Raw genomic sequence first — 14065 nt, 5'->3', positions numbered from 1 at the left:
TGGCTATCGCCATTGCCGCTTTTTTCTTGTTCCGTGCTAGACTTGAGCGGCGCGCTATTGCGCCAGGGCAAGGGAGGCGTGATGAGGCGGCGCGAATTCCTGGCAGGCCTCGGCTGTGTCTGGCTGTTGGGGCCGTGCTCGGCCGCTGCTCAGAGCGACAGGACGTTTCGTCTGGGCACGCTGACGCCGATCGCGCCGATCACGGAGACCAGTCCTGGCGGCAAGATCCTGATCAAGGTGCTCGGCGAGCGCAGTTTCAAGCTTGGCCAGAACCTGGCCATTGAAGCGCGCGGGGCGGCGGGCGACGTCGCGAAGCTCCCCGCGCTGATGGCAGAGCTGAAGGCTGCGAAAGTCGATGCCGTTGTGATCATCGGCTATCCGACCGCAATGGCGGCCAAGGCGGCCGACATTCCCACCGTGGCGGCCAGTGGCATCGGTGATCCCGTCGAGACCAGGCTGATCGAGAGCCTGGCGCATCCAGGCGGCAAAATCACCGGGATTTCGGACGTCGCAGCGACACTCAGCGCCAAGCGGCTGTCGCTGCTCAAGGACATGTCGCCGAAATTGACCAAGGTCGCAATGCTCTGGAACAAGGACGACCTCGGCATGACAATGCGCTACCAGGCGTCCGCGAAGGCTGCCCAGGCGCTCGGGCTGTCCGTGCAGGCGTTAGGTGTCCGCGAACCCGATGATTTCGAGGAGGCTTTCTCCGTGATGAATGCCGATCCGCCGGACGGCATCCTGATGGTGGCCGACGCACTCACCATTCTCAATCGCAAGCGCGTGTACGAATTCGCCGTCCAGCGGAAACTGCCGGCGATCTACGAAAATGCCGATCTCGCTCGCGACGGAGGGCTGATGTCTTACGGAGCGGATGTGCTGGAATCCTTCGAGCGGGCGGCCGCCCTCGTCGCCCGCATTTTCAACGGTGCCAATCCCGGCGATCTGCCATTCGAGCAGCCGACCCGCTATCCCCTGGTGATCAATCTGAAGACGGCCAAGGCCACCGGCCTTGAAATTCCCCCGACCTTGCTTGCACTTGCCGACGAGGTCATCGAGTAACCTTGCCCGCCGTGGCGAGAGACAAGCTGCGGCCTTCTTGCTAGGCTCGGGGAAATGAGCATTTCCGTCCATCCCGACACCCCGCAGACCAGGACCCTGCCGAGCGCGGCCGGGTCCGCCACGACGGGGCGAGGGATCAGGACCCGCCTGTTCACCAAATATGTCGCGCTGTTCGTGGCCGTGGTCGCGGTCGCCCTGCTGACCAATGGCCTGTTCGAGGTGTTGTTCTACTATAGGGAACACAAGGCCGCCCTGATCCGGGTCCAGCACGAGCAGGCCGAGGCGGCCGCCGCCAAAATCAGCCAGTTCATCAAGGAGATCGAGAGCCAGCTCGGCTGGACCACGCAGCTGCCCTGGTCTGGGGGTTCGATCGAGCCGCGCCGGTTCGATGCGCTGCGGCTGCTGCGTCAGGTGCCTGCGATCACCGAGCTCGCCCAGCTGGATTCGACCGGCAAAGAGCGGCTGCGCGTCTCGCGACTGGCGATGGACGCGATCGACAGCGGCATCGATCTGTCTGGGGATCCGAAGTTCACCGAAGCCGTCGCGCACAAGGTCTATTATGGACCGGTGTATTTTCGCCGCGAGTCCGAGCCCTACATGACACTGGCGCTGGCCGGGGCCAGGAAGGATGCCGGGGTCAGCATCGCGGAAGTCAATTTGAAGCTCATCTGGGACGTCGTCTCCCAGATCAAAGTCGGCCAGCATGGGCACGCCTATGTGGTCGGCCCCGAGGGGCGGCTGATCGCCCATCCCGACATCAGCCTGGTGCTGCGCAATACCGACATGTCCGGCCTCGCACAGGTCCGCGCAGCGCAGGCCGGCGGCGGCGTCATGCCCGATGCGCTTCAGGAGGCGATCAACATCCAGGGCCAGAAGGTTCTGACCGCCTCGGCCCCGATCGAGCCGCTGCACTGGACCATGTTCGTCGAGCTGCCGGTCGAGGAGGCCTATGCCTCGCTCTATGCCTCATTGCAGCGGCTCGCGATCGTGCTGCTCGCTGCCTCGATCTTCGCAGTGCTGGCGGGGATTTTCCTGGCGCGCCGCATGGTCGGCCCGATCCAGGCACTGCGCAGCGGCGCCGAGCGGATGGGCGGCGGCGATTTCTCCCAGCGCATCTCGATCAAGACCGGCGACGAGCTGGAAGGGCTCGCGGACCAGTTCAACGACATGGGCTCGCGGCTGCAGGAATCCTACGCCGACCTGGAAAACAAGGTCGAGCAGAGGACGGCTGAATTGCGGGAAGCGCTACAGCAGCAGACCGCGACCGCCGATGTGCTGAAGGTGATCAGCCGTTCGACGTTTGATCTACAGACCGTGCTTGACACGCTGGTGGGATCGGCTGCCCGCCTGTGCGATGCCGACGAAGGAACGATCTTCCGGCCCCGCGATGGCGCCTTTTATCTGGCAGCGAGCTGCGGCCTCGATGCGGAGCAGGAGAACAAGCTTCGGACATTTGCTTCCGTGCCGGAGCGGGGAAGTGTCGTCGGACGCACCCTGCTCGATTGCAGGACAGTCCATATTCCCGATGTGCAGGCCGATCCGGAGTATGCACCTTCGTCTGCGCGAAGACGCTCCAACGTGCGTACGATGCTGGGTGTCCCGTTGCTGCGGGAGGGGGCGCCTATCGGCGTCTTCGTCTTGACGCGGCACGTCGTGCGTCCGTTCAGTGAAAAGCAGATCGAGCTCGCCACGACCTTTGCGGATCAGGCCCTAATTGCGATTGAGAATGTGCGCCTGTTCGAGGAAGTCCAGGAGCGCACCAGAGAGCTATCGCGATCCCTCGACGATCTGCGCACCGCCCAGGACCGTCTGGTCCAGACCGAGAAGCTTGCCTCGCTCGGCCAACTCACCGCCGGCATCGCGCACGAGATCAAGAACCCACTCAACTTTGTCAATAATTTCTCGTCTCTCTCGATGGAGTTGATCGACGAGCTGAACGACGTTCTGCAATCGGCGCAGCTCGACAGCAAGGCGAAGGAAGAGGTCGACGAGCTGACCCACATGCTCAAGGGCAATCTCGATAAGGTGGTGCAGCACGGCAGGCGTGCCGATTCCATCGTGAAGAACATGCTGCTGCATTCGCGCGAAGGCTCTGGCGAGCATCGCCCCGCCGACATCAACGCGATCTTGGAGGAAAGCCTCAATCTGGCCTATCACGGCGCGCGGGCCGAGAAGTCCAACTTCAACGTCACGCTCAAGCGCGACTTCGACCCCGCAGCCGGCATGGTCGATATTTACCCGCAGGAAATCACCCGCGTCTTCCTCAATCTGATCTCGAACGGGTTCTATGCGGCGGCCAAGCGCAAGGAGAGCGGAGCCGACGGCTTCGAGCCGACCCTGAGCGCATCGACGAAAAATCTCGGCGACAAGGTCGAGATCCGGATACGCGACAACGGCACGGGTATTCCGCAGGACGTGAAGGAGAAGATGTTCAATCCCTTCTTCACCACCAAGCCGGCAGGCGAGGGCACCGGGCTTGGCCTGTCCATGAGCCACGACATCGTCGTGAAGCAGCACGGCGGCACGATCGACGTGAACACCACACCCGGTGCCTTCACCGAATTCATCATCACCCTGCCGCGCGCAATGGCGGCAAGCGGCACTTCGGGAGGCAAGACGTGAACGTTTACATCCTGGTCGTCGATGACGAGCCCGATGTCGAGGCGCTGTTCCGGCAGCAATTCCGGCGCGACCTGCGAGCCGGCCGTTTCCAGATGGAGTTCGCACCCTCTGCGCCCGATGCGCTGAAGCGTGCCGCCGAGGTGCGCGATCCCTCGCTGATCCTGATCCTGTCCGACATCAACATGCCCGGTATGAGCGGGCTTGATATGCTGCCCAGGGTGCGCGCCGAGCATCCGAATGTTCCTGTGATCATGATCACGGCCTACGGTGATGCCGAGACGCATCGCAAGGCGATCGAGCGCGGCGCCAGCGGGCTCCTTACCAAGCCGATCGACTTCGCGCAGCTGCGCCAGCAGATCGACACGAGGCTCGAGCAGGCGGCATGATCCCGACCATTCTCTTCGTCGACGATGAGCCCGATCTCGAGGCGCTGATCCTGCAGAAATTCCGCAGGAAGATCCGTGACGGGCTTCTCGCCATCATGTTCGCACGCGACGGTATCGAGGCGCTCGAGTCGCTCGAGCAGAACCCGCATGTCGACATGGTGGTCTCGGACATCAACATGCCCAGGATGGACGGGCTGTCGCTGTTGCAGAAGCTTCAGGAAGCCGAGGACAAGAAGTCGACCATCATCGTCTCGGCCTATGGCGATATGAGCAATATCCGCACCGCCATGAACCGCGGCGCGTTCGATTTTCTCACCAAGCCGATCGACTTCGCCGACCTCGAAACGACGATCGAGAAGACGCTTCGCCACATCGAGATGCTACGCGAGGTGCGGCGCCGTCAGGCCGAAGCCGAACGGGCCCACGCCGCGCTGTCGCGCCACTTCTCGCCCGAGCTCGCCAAACGCCTGGCGGCAGGCAGCGACAGCGAAGGTATCGAGGTGCAATGGCGCGATGTCGCCGTCATCTTCACTGATATCACCGGCTTCACATCGCTGGTCGAGAGCGCAGCGCCCGAGACATTGGGCGGGCTCCTCAACGAATATGTCGGCGGGATGACCGAAGTGATCTTCGCGCATGAGGGGACGGTTGCCAAGATCATCGGCGATGCGATCCACGTGCTGTTCAATGCGCCCGGCGATCAGCCCGACTATGCGACGCGCGCGGTGGCCTGCGCGCACGATCTCGACCGTTGGGCGCAGGATTTTTGCGTGCGCCAGAAGGCCAGGGGCGTGAATTTCGGCACAACCCGTATCGGCATTCACGCAGGGGCCGCGCTGGTCGGCAATTTCGGTGGCAATCGTTTCTTCGACTACACCGCCTATGGGGACACCATCAACATCGCGGCGCGGCTGGAGGCCGCCAACAAGCAGCTCGGCACCCGCATCTGCGTCAGCTCCAGTGTCGCCGAGGCGGCGGCGAACTTTCAGGGGCGCCCGGTGGGTGATCTGATGCTGCGCGGACGCAGCGAACCGCTGCGCGCGTTCGAGCCGCTGCCGCAGGACAAGTTTGATGCGCCCGCGACGGCACAATATGCCGAGGCATTTGCAAGGATGGAGGCGGGCGACGCCGCGGCGATGCCGGCCTTCGCCGCGCTGGTCGGGATGCACGCCGACGATCCGCTCGCCGGCTTTCACTTGAGACGCCTGCTCAACGGCGCCAAAGGCATTCGCATCCAGCTGGATTAGGGTTAGACATGACGCGTGAATTCTCTGCCGGAAATTACCGGTTCATCCCCTCCGTGTTCCAGTATTCTGCTGGTGCTGCTGCCGACGACGGTTACGAGATCGAGCGCGTCAGGTTCGATCGCCTGGTGCCGCTGGCCGACGGGTTTGCGCTGGCTGCAAACTACATTCAGGCGCAAGGACGTCCGCTGACGGCTTTCTGCGCCTGCGAGCTGCGCTCGCCGGCCGCCTTCAGCGAGGAAGGCTTTCGCGCCTTCAACCTGCACTATGTGAAGACACTGTCGGAGTGGGGCATCTTCGACGGCAGCACCAATCCGGTGGCGCGCAGCAATGTCTGTCCGGAAATCGATCCGCCCGCGGAGCCGTCGTTCTATGCGTTCTCGTTCACGCGTCCGACGACTTCGAAGGCGCCGTCCTTCGTGATCGCCGGTGGCGCCGAGGCGCGCGAAGGCAGCGGCAGTTATGTCGAACGTACCGTGCGCTATCGCGACCTCAGCCCGGAAGGCCTGCGCGAGAAGGTGCGCTTCACGACGACCTCGCAGATGGAGAACCGGATGGCGGCATTCGGTTTCGGCTGGAAGCACACCACCGGCGCGCAGGCCTATTCCGTGCACGACTTCCATCATGCGCTGGTCGACGAGCTGGTCCGGCGCGGCGCGCTGCGCTCGGGCCTGACCTGGCACTTTGCGCGGCCGCCGGTGGTCGACCTGGAATATGAGATGGATTGTCGCCGCGTGATGCGTGAGGTGGTGATCTAACGCTGCCGTGGGTCCAGCGCATCGCGCAAGCCGTCGCCGAGCAGGTTCAGTGACAGCACCACGAGGAAGATCGCAAGCCCCGGCCAGATCGCCATCCAGGGCGCCTGGGTCAGGAAGCGTTGCGCCGCATTCAGCATGCTGCCCCAGGACGGCGATGGCGGCTGCTGGCCTAACCCGAGGAACGACAGGGCGGCTTCCGCGATGATCGCTGCGGCGATCGACAAGGTCGCCTGGACCAGCAGCGCGGGCAGGATGTTCGGCAGGATGTGGGAGACCGCGATCCGCCAGGGCGGATTGCCGAGCGCGCGAGCAGCCTCGACATAGTCCTCGGCCTTGACGCTCAGCACCTGGCCACGGGTGAGGCGGATGAAGACCGGCGTCGCCGAGATGCCGATTGCGATCATGGCATTGCCGAGGCTCGGGCCGAGGAACGCGGCCAGCGCAATGGCCAGGATCAGGAATGGACAGGCGAGCATCGCATCGGTGATCCGGCTGATCAGCGCATCGACGAATCCACCGCGATAGCCGGAGACCAGGCCAAGAGGAACGCCGATGCCGAGCGCGATCGCAACCGAGATCAGGCCGGCCAGCAATGAGGCGCGTGCGCCATAGATGACGCGGCTCAGGATGTCGCGGCCGAGCTCGTCGGTGCCGAACCAGTGCGCGGTCGTCGGCGGCTTGCGCACCAGGCTCCAGCCCGTTGCGATTGGATCATAGGGCACGAGCAGAGGCGCCAGCAGCGCGAGCAGGATGAAAACGATGAGGACCACGAGGCCCGCAACCGCCGCCTTGCGCTTGAACAGGCGACGCCGCGCCCGGCGCGCCGGGCTGTCCAGTTCGCCGGTATCAGTGATGGGAGTGGTCGTGAGCACGGCGGTCATGGCCTAGCCCCTCAGCCGCGGATTGACGAGGATATAAGCCAGGTCGGCGACCAGATTGAGCGTGATGTAGACCGTGGCGGTCACCAGCACCACGCCCTGCACGACGGCATAATCGCGGTTGAACACGGCGTCGACGATCAGCTTGCCGAAGCCGGGAATGGAGAAGATCTGCTCGGTCAGCACGGCGCCGGACAGGAGCGTGCCGAGTTCGAGCGCGCCGAGCGTGATGATGGGCGTGAGCGCATTGCGCATCGCATGCTTGAGAATCACCGAGCGCTCGGACAGGCCCTTGGCGCGCGCGGTACGTACATAATCGCTCTCCAGCACCTGCAGCATGGCGCTACGGGTATGCCGCATCAGGATCGCGGCGATCGCGTTGCCGAGCACGAAAGCCGGCATGATGGTGGCGGCCAGGCTCGCGCGCCAGTTCTCGGTCAGCGGCACATAGCCGGAGGCAGGCAGCCAGCCGAGCTCGATCGAGAACAGGAAGATCAGCATGATGCCGAGCCAGAAGTTCGGCGTCGAGATGCCCCACAGCGCAAAGAAATTGGCACCGTAGTCCCAGGCCGTCCCCTTCTTCACGGCCGCAACGATGCCGGCGGGGATGCCGATCAGGAAGGCGATGATGATGGCCATGGCGCCGAGCTGCAGCGTCACCGGCAGCTTTTGCGCGATCAGCTCGCGCACCGGCATCTTGTTGCGAAGGGATTCTCCGAAGTCGCCGACAAGGACGCCCTTGATCCAGTAGATGTATTGCACGGGGACGGGTTGATCGAGCCGGTATTGGTGCCGGATCTGTTCGATCACGGCAGGATCGCGTTCTTCGCCCGCCATCACCAGTGCAGGATCGCCCGGCAGCAATTGCTGCAGCGAGAAAATCAGCACCGACACGAAGAACAGCGTCGGGACGATCTGCGCAAGCCGGCGGGCGAGGAAGTTCAGCATCCGCTTGGCGTCACTTCAGCCTGAGGCCGACGACGCGCACGAGTCCGTCGGGCATCTGCTTGTAACCCTCGAGCTTGGTGGTGTGGGCAATGATGATGCGGCGATGGTAGAGATAGAGGATGGGCTCTTCGTCCTGGGCCAGCCTGGCCAGGATTTCGTAGCTGGCCTTGCGCTTGGCCGGGTCGGTCACCAGCCGCGCGTCCTCCAGGGCCTTGTCGGCCTGCGCATTGTTCCAGTCGCTGTAATTCTGGGGCGCGTTGCTGTGCAGGAAGATAAAGCTGTTGCCGTCGGGATCGATGCGGCCGCTCCAGGCGAGCCAGAAGGCCTGATAATCGCCGGTCTCGGCCTGCTTGAGCCCGGTCGCGAACTCGGTCACGCGGATCTTCATGTCGAAGCCGGCTTCTGCGGCCATTGACTGGATCATCTGCGCCGGTGTTTCGTTTTCCGCGCCCTTCGGCACCAGGAAATCGACGCTGACCGGCGGCTTCACGCCGGCTTCCTTCAGCAGGGCCTTGGCCTTCTCTACGTCGCGGGCCCGGACGGGAAGGGATTTCTGATAGTAGGGGTGATCAGGATTGACCCATTGATTGCCGACCTGGAACTCGCCGTTGAAGACGACCTGGTTGATCGCCTCGCGGTCGATGGCAAGGTCGAGCGCCTGCCGCACCTTGGCGGACTGGCTGAGCGGGCCCTTGGCCTTGTCCTTGCCGATGTTCAGCGTGACGCCTTGATAGCCGAGCTCGATGGCGGTCGCGACCTTCAGGCGTGAATCGCTACGCACCTCCTTGAGGTCGGTGGCGAGCACGCGCTCGATCAGATCGAGGCCGCCCGATTTCAAATTCGCCAGCCGCACGGTGGCGTCGACGATGGGTTGGAACACGATCCGATCGATAAAGACGTTGTCCTTGTTCCAGTAGTCGGCGAACTTCTCGAACACGATGCGATCCTGCTGCACGCGTTCGACGAATTTGTAGGGGCCGGCGCAGACCGGGTGCAGGCCGAACTTGTCGCCGGCTTCCTTTGCCGCTTTTGGCGACACCATCATGCCGGCGCGGTCCGTGAGCTGGGCGAGCAGCGGCGAGAACGGCGACTTCAGCACCAGCTTGATGGTGAGAGGATCGACGACATCGATGTGGTCGACCGAGGCGAGCTCCGGCTTGCGGAACGAGCCTGATAAGGTCAGGTGACGCTCCAGCGAGAATTTGGCTGCGTCCGCATCGAGTGGCTCGCCGTCGTGGAATTTCACGCCGGGCCGGAGTTTGATGATGAGGCCCTTGCCATCATCGACGGTCTCGCTCGACAGCGCGAGCTGCGGCACGATGTTCAGCTTCTCGTCGATGTCGAACAGCTTGTCGCAGAAGGCGGCGAACACGATGCGGCCGACATAGGTCCGCGCCATGGTGGGATCGAGAATGTCAGGGTCCTCGGCAAGCCCAATCCGCAGCGTGGTCTGAGCCTGCGCGGCTCCAAGGGTCAGCAGGGCGACGGCAGCCGTCGCGGCCAGGCGAAACATCTTCATCGGACAGTCCCCATTGCTCCGGCTACGTCGTTGGTGGCCTTGCACTCTGTATACCAACACCGGCCGGGTTCGCGCCTTCCGTCTTTCGGCTGAAGGCCGCGACTAATTTTGCCAGTGCCGGCGAAAATCCGGCCGCTGCGGGCAGTATCGTGTCGGCCGGGGGTAGCTCGCTGACGCGGTGGCAGGCGGTGGCGTGGCCCGCGCCGTCGGCCACCAGCGCTGGTGCTGAGGTGCGGCAGCGGTCGATCACGAAGGGGCAGCGGGTGTGGAAGCGGCAACCCGACGGCGGATTGAGCGCGCTCGGGATCTCGCCTTGCAGCACGACCTTCGCCCGCTTGGCGTGAGGCTGGGGCAGCGGGATCGCCGACAGCAGAGCGCGGCTATAGGGGTGGCGGGGCTGGGCGAACAATTCGTCTGCGTCGGCCTCTTCGACGATGCAGCCGAGATTCATCACCGCGACGCGGTCGGCGATGTGTTTGACCACGGCGAGGTCATGCGAGACGAAGATGTAGGCGAGGCCAAGCCGGTCCTGAAGCTCGCGCAGCAGGTTCAAGATCTGCGAACGGATCGAGACGTCGAGCGCCGAGACCGGCTCGTCGCAGATGATCAGCTTCGGCTCGACCGCAAGCGCGCGGGCGATGGCGATGCGCTGGCGCTGGCCGCCGGAGAATTCGTGCGGATAGCGCCGGGCCAGTCGCGGCTCGAGCCCGACCAGCCGCAGCAGCTCCGCGACGCGCTGTGGCCGCTGCGCCGGTGGAACGAGATCGTGCAGCGCCAGCGGTTCGGTCAGGATCTGCGCAACCGTCATGCGCGGATTGAGCGAGGCGTAGGGGTCCTGAAAGATGATCTGCGCCTCGCGGCGAAACTTGCGCAGCGCATCGGCATCGAGCGAGAGCAGGTCGCGGCCGTCGAACCGCACGCTGCCTGCATCCGGCTCGATCAGCCGCAACACCAGGCGGCTGACAGTGGATTTGCCGCAACCGGATTCACCGACCAGGGCGAGAGTCTTGCCGGCCTCGAGGGAGAACGTCACGCCATCGACCGCTTTGACATGCGCCCGCGCCCGGCCGAACAGCGAGCGCTCTGCGACGAAGTGCTTGACCAGTCCGTTGACCTCGAGCAGCGCCATCACGACACCAAGAGTTCGAGCGGTGCGCGGATGCAGCGCGAGACGTGGTCCGGGCTGACGTTTGTCAGCGGCGGCGGCGCCCTGGTGCAGGCCTCCAACACGAACGGACAGCGCGCGGCGAAGCGGCAGCCGGCGGGCGGCTGCGCCATGTTCGGTACCATGCCTTCGATGGTCGCCAGCTGCTCGGCGCGATGGTCGAGGCGCGGGATCGAGCCAAGCAGGCCCACGGTGTAGGGATGCTGCGGCGCTGAAAACAATTCGTCGACCGGCGCGCGCTCGACGATCTCGCCGGCATACATCACCGCGACCTCGTCGCAGACGTCTGCGACGACGCCGAGATCGTGGGTAATCAGGATGATGGCGGCGCCGCTGGCCGCCTTCAACTCGCGCATCAGCTCCAGGATTTGCGCCTGCAAGGTGACGTCCAGCGCGGTGGTCGGCTCGTCCGCGATCAGCAGCTGCGGATCGCAGGCCAGCGCCATCGCGATCATCACGCGCTGGCGCATGCCGCCGGAGAGCTTGTGCGGATATTCGTCGATGCGTCGCTCGGGCGAGGGGATGTGCACGCGGCGCAGCAGCTCGATGGCCCGTTCACGCGCGCTTTTCCGCGAGCCGCCGCGATGGCGCAGGATCGTCTCGATGATCTGGTCGCCGATCGTAAAGCTCGGGTTGAGCGACGTCATCGGCTCCTGAAAGATCATCGCGAGCCGGTTGCCGCGGAGATCCCGCAGGGTCTGGTCCGGGGTCTTCAGCAGGTCGAAACCGTCGAAGCGGATCGCGCCAGTAATCTCGGTCGTCTGCTTCGGCAGCAGGCCCATGATCGCCAGCGACGTCACACTCTTGCCGCAGCCGGATTCGCCGACGAGACCGAGCGTCGCGCCATTGGCGACGCTGAGATCGACGCTGTCGACGGCGAGGGTGATGCGGCCGTCGTCGCCGTGAAAGCGGATACGAAGATCCCTGATCTCGATGAGAGCGCTCATGCCCGTCTCGCCCGCGCCGCGGCGATGCTGGCCTCGATGACGCTGCGATCGGTGTTGCCGGCCGGGTTCTTCCGGGTCGGCATGGACGGGCGGAAATGGACCCAGAGCTCGTGACTGACCCGTTCGAGCCGTTCGAGCTCCCCGAGTGGATCGGGATGGTCGTCGGCGCGGATGTCCAGCGCCGGCCATTCCTCCTCGCCGTGGATCAGCAGCGCAGCCGATTGCTTGCCGCGCTTGTCGCCGCCGGCGGCTTCGCCTCCGCGCATTGCTGCGAGCAGGCGGCGCGGGAAGGGCAGGCTGTCATTGGCGATGTAGGTCTTCGCCGTCTCGGCGAGCACATCGGCACCCGCAAGCATGTTGCCGGCGATCGAGAATCCGCTGCCGGCGATGTGGCCGCACCAGTCGACGCAGTCGCGTCCGGTATGCGCGGCGATCGCACCGCTCGCATCCATGATATGGATTTGCCGGCTCTCGCGGCCGTCGTCTGTCGCGAGCAGCGCGGCGAGCACGTCATGGGCGTTGAGGCCTTCGCGCAGCAGCTTGACGCCGTCGATGCCGTAATAGGGATTGACGAAGGCCTGGGTCGCGATCGCGCCGAGGCCGGCCGCAATGTAGGGCACGCGGGCGCCGACAGCGAAGAAGCGGGTCGCGACTGCAATGCCGAACTGGCCGGTGGCAGGGTCTCGCGCAATGATCGACCAGGTCATGTGCTGCCTTCAGCGTCCCGCGGCGTAGCCCTGCATGCCGCGCGGATTGGCGGCGGCGCGCCGGCGCACTCCGACGCGCGAGGCCGCGGTAAGGCGGCCTTCCGACCAGTCGGGGCCGACCTCGACGATATGTCCGCGCTCGCGCAAATTCTCGATCGTCGCCTTCGGCACGCGGTTCTCGACCACGAGCACGCCGGGTCGCGCGGTGCGCGGCCAGAACGAGATCGGGAAATGTTCCGAGTGCCAGGCCGGCGCGTCGATCGACTCCTGGAGATTGAGATTGCAATGGACGTGGCGCAGGAAGAACTGCGTGGTCCATTGGTCCTGCTGATCGCCGCCGGGCGAACCCCAGGCCAGATACGGCTCGCCGTCGCGCAATGCCATGGTCGGCGACAGCGTGGTGCGCGGCCGCTTGCCGGGCGCGAGCGAGCCGGGATGGTTTTCCTCAAGCCAGAACATCTGGGCTCTGCTGCCGAGGCAGAAGCCAAGCTCGGGGATAACAGGCGAGGATTGCAGCCAGCCACCCGACGGCGTCGAGGACACCATGTTGCCGGCCTTGTCGATGATGTCGAAATGCACGGTATCGCCGCGCACCTCGCCGAAGCGTCCCACGGTCGGTTCGCCGGCGCCGAGCGCGCCAACCGCCTCGCGCTGCCCTTCGGCGCGGCGCAGCTTGACCACGCCGCCGAAGCCTTCGACGGTACCGGGCCGGAAGTCGAGCGAGGCCCTGTCGGTGACGAGCTTGCGGCGCTCGTCGTTGTACGCATCCGACAGCAGCGTCGCGATCGGGATGTCCGAGAACTTCGGATCGCCGTAGAATTTTTCGCGGTCGGCGAAGGCGAGCTTTGCGCATTCGATCTGGAGATGGATGAATTCCGGCCCGGTCGGATCGAGCCCGTCGAGCGCAAAGCCCTTCAACAGCGCGAGCTGCTGCAGCGTCACCGGGCCCTGGCTCCAGACCCCGGCCTTGCAGACGGTGTAACGGCCGTAATCGTAAGTCAGCGGCGCTTCGACGGTCGGCTGCCAGCGCGCCATGTCGTCGGCGGAGAGCACCCCACGATGCGGGGAGCCGCTGACGTCCATCACCTCCTGCGTCCGGCAGAACCTGTCGATGGCCTCCGCAACGAAGCCTTGCGACCAGGCCTTGCGCGCACGCTCGATCTCGGCGTCACGACCACCGCCGCCGCTCTCGGCCTCGCTGAGGATGCGGGCGTAAGTCCCGGCCAGCGTCTTGTTGGTGAAGATCGTGCCGGGCGTCGGCACCTCGCCGTTCGGCAAATAGACCGCGGCCGAGGTTGGCCAGTGCTTGCGGAACAATTGCTCGACCGTCTGGATCGTCGCGCAGGCGCGCTCGACCAGCGGGTAGCCGTCGCGGGCGTATGAAATCGCGGGCTCCAGCACGTCGCGCACGCGCATGGTGCCGTAGTCGCGCAGCAGCATCATCCAGGATTCGAAGGTGCCGGGAACACAGGCCGCGAGCAGGCCGGTGCCGGGCACCATGTCGAGGCCTTCGCTCTTGTAGTGCGCGATGGTGGCGCGCGCCGGCGCCGGGCCCTGGCCGCAGATCACCTCGGTGCGGCCGCGCTTCACGTCGTGGACGATGACAGGCACATCGCCGCCGGGGCCATTCAGATGCGGCTCGACGACCTGAAGCGTGAAAGCAGTGGCGACACCAGCATCGAACGCGTTGCCGCCCTTTTCCAGGATGGCCATGCCGACGGCGGTCGCGATCCAGTGCGTTGACGCGACGACCCCAAACGTGCCCTCGATCTCGGGACGCGTCGTGAAGGGATCCGGATTGACGATGCTGGCCATGGGCTACCTCGTTG

At 64.9% G+C, this 14065-nt stretch carries 12 protein-coding genes; 5 read left to right on the top strand and 7 right to left on the bottom strand.

The genetic code is table 11. The features are described from left to right. Positions 1-81 precede the first annotated feature (81 nt). The 5 genes from ACNJX9_RS28375 to cnbZ are packed head-to-tail and all read left to right on the top strand — an operon-like array spanning position 82 to position 6072. Positions 82-1062 (top strand): ABC transporter substrate-binding protein, encoded by a 981-nt coding sequence (locus ACNJX9_RS28375; RefSeq protein WP_439405304.1) that lies wholly within the window; start codon positions 82-84, stop codon positions 1060-1062. 54 nt (positions 1063-1116) lie between these two features. Beyond that, positions 1117-3684 carry a sensor histidine kinase gene (locus ACNJX9_RS28370; protein ID WP_057753255.1) on the top strand — a complete coding sequence of 856 codons (2568 nt, stop codon included), beginning with the start codon at positions 1117-1119 and terminating at the stop codon, positions 3682-3684. Then, the gene (locus ACNJX9_RS28365) at positions 3681-4070 is read left to right on the top strand and encodes a response regulator (protein WP_057753253.1); all 390 of its coding nucleotides are present in this window, start codon (positions 3681-3683) and stop codon (positions 4068-4070) included. The genes ACNJX9_RS28370 and ACNJX9_RS28365 overlap by 4 nt, the downstream gene beginning before the upstream one ends. Beyond that, positions 4067-5317 (top strand): adenylate/guanylate cyclase domain-containing protein, encoded by a 1251-nt coding sequence (locus ACNJX9_RS28360; protein WP_439405303.1) that lies wholly within the window; start codon positions 4067-4069, stop codon positions 5315-5317. Before ACNJX9_RS28365 ends, ACNJX9_RS28360 begins: the two co-directional genes overlap by 4 nt. A gap of 8 nt (positions 5318-5325) precedes the next feature. Continuing rightward, positions 5326-6072 carry a 2-amino-5-chloromuconate deaminase CnbZ gene (cnbZ, locus tag ACNJX9_RS28355; RefSeq protein WP_439405302.1) on the top strand — a complete coding sequence of 249 codons (747 nt, stop codon included), beginning with the start codon at positions 5326-5328 and terminating at the stop codon, positions 6070-6072. On the opposite strand, the gene ACNJX9_RS28350 is transcribed toward cnbZ, so the two are convergent. Genes ACNJX9_RS28350 through ACNJX9_RS28320 form a run of 7 tightly spaced genes read right to left on the bottom strand, consistent with a single transcriptional unit; the run spans position 6069 to position 14051 of the window. Beyond that, positions 6069-6953: an ABC transporter permease gene (locus ACNJX9_RS28350; protein WP_439405301.1), complete on the bottom strand. Its 885-nt coding sequence runs from the start codon at positions 6951-6953 to the stop codon at positions 6069-6071. The two genes, cnbZ and ACNJX9_RS28350, sit on opposite strands and share 4 nt — an antisense overlap. A gap of 3 nt (positions 6954-6956) precedes the next feature. Continuing rightward, positions 6957-7898 carry an ABC transporter permease gene (locus ACNJX9_RS28345; protein WP_057753247.1) on the bottom strand — a complete coding sequence of 314 codons (942 nt, stop codon included), beginning with the start codon at positions 7896-7898 and terminating at the stop codon, positions 6957-6959. A gap of 10 nt (positions 7899-7908) precedes the next feature. Continuing rightward, positions 7909-9417 carry an ABC transporter substrate-binding protein gene (locus ACNJX9_RS28340; protein ID WP_439405300.1) on the bottom strand — a complete coding sequence of 503 codons (1509 nt, stop codon included), beginning with the start codon at positions 9415-9417 and terminating at the stop codon, positions 7909-7911. 22 nt (positions 9418-9439) lie between these two features. Continuing rightward, positions 9440-10546 (bottom strand): ABC transporter ATP-binding protein, encoded by a 1107-nt coding sequence (locus ACNJX9_RS28335; protein ID WP_439405298.1) that lies wholly within the window; start codon positions 10544-10546, stop codon positions 9440-9442. Beyond that, the gene (locus ACNJX9_RS28330; RefSeq protein WP_439405297.1) at positions 10546-11529 is read right to left on the bottom strand and encodes an ABC transporter ATP-binding protein; all 984 of its coding nucleotides are present in this window, start codon (positions 11527-11529) and stop codon (positions 10546-10548) included. The genes ACNJX9_RS28335 and ACNJX9_RS28330 overlap by 1 nt, the downstream gene beginning before the upstream one ends. After that, positions 11526-12236, bottom strand: coding sequence for a DUF1028 domain-containing protein (locus ACNJX9_RS28325; protein WP_439405296.1), 711 nt, complete (start codon positions 12234-12236; stop codon positions 11526-11528). The genes ACNJX9_RS28330 and ACNJX9_RS28325 overlap by 4 nt, the downstream gene beginning before the upstream one ends. A 9-nt stretch (positions 12237-12245) precedes the next feature. Further along, positions 12246-14051: a gamma-glutamyltransferase family protein gene (locus tag ACNJX9_RS28320; protein ID WP_439405295.1), complete on the bottom strand. Its 1806-nt coding sequence runs from the start codon at positions 14049-14051 to the stop codon at positions 12246-12248. Between the last annotated feature and the right edge of the window lie 14 nt (positions 14052-14065).

It is taken from the genome of Bradyrhizobium sp. BLXBL-03 (assembly GCF_051853015.1).
Lineage (GTDB): Bacteria > Pseudomonadota > Alphaproteobacteria > Rhizobiales > Xanthobacteraceae > Bradyrhizobium > Bradyrhizobium manausense.
This window is presented reverse-complemented; position numbering and strand designations above follow the sequence as displayed.